Origin of the sequence: Allomuricauda sp. TY007 (genome assembly GCF_010468565.1) — a bacterium.
In the GTDB taxonomy this organism is placed as follows: Bacteria; Bacteroidota; Bacteroidia; order Flavobacteriales; family Flavobacteriaceae; genus Flagellimonas.
Genome location: NZ_WUEG01000055.1, coordinates 1 through 535, shown reverse-complemented (window position 1 = coordinate 535; position 535 = coordinate 1). Strand labels below are relative to the sequence as shown.

At 56.6% G+C, this 535-nt stretch carries 1 protein-coding gene; it reads right to left on the bottom strand.

All coding sequences use genetic code 11. The features are described 5' to 3' along the window. A partial coding sequence (locus tag GO009_RS17400; protein ID WP_163627971.1) for a hypothetical protein occupies nucleotides 1–535 on the bottom strand: 535 nt, incomplete at both ends.

Genomic DNA, 535 nt, shown 5'->3' with positions numbered 1-535 from the left:
GCCCTCATAGGTGACGGTGGCAGTGACCTTCTTGGTTTTTTTGTTGTTCAAGGGGGGCACTACTATGCTTGTCCCCTTTTTGGTAAAGGGCAGTTTTTCTCCCTTACTGGTCACTTCCCAGTACAGGTCCCTTGGCTTTAGGGACTTGGCCTTGGGGAACAGCATGGGCACTGCTATGGTGGCCGTTTCGGTGGGGCGTACGCGCCTTTGCCCGTTGCGGTCCTCGCCATCGCCCTGGAGCTGCAGTCCCTTTTCGGTGTCCAGGCCCTGGTGGGCTATGGTCAATTGCAGGCATGCCCCGCCCTCGCCCGTTTTGGGGTCCATGCCTTCGCTATGGCCGTAGGCCTCCACGGCATAGTGGCCCGTGGTGCGGTAAGGGAACTCCAAGCTATCGCCCTTGTCCACAAAGGTGTACAGTTTTTCGTATACGGGGTCGCTCTGTTTTTCCTTGTGGTACACGGTCCAGTTGATGCCCAGTTTTTGGTTGTCCCCCGGTGTGCCCTTGGTGTATTCCTTCACCTTTAGGACAATGCTT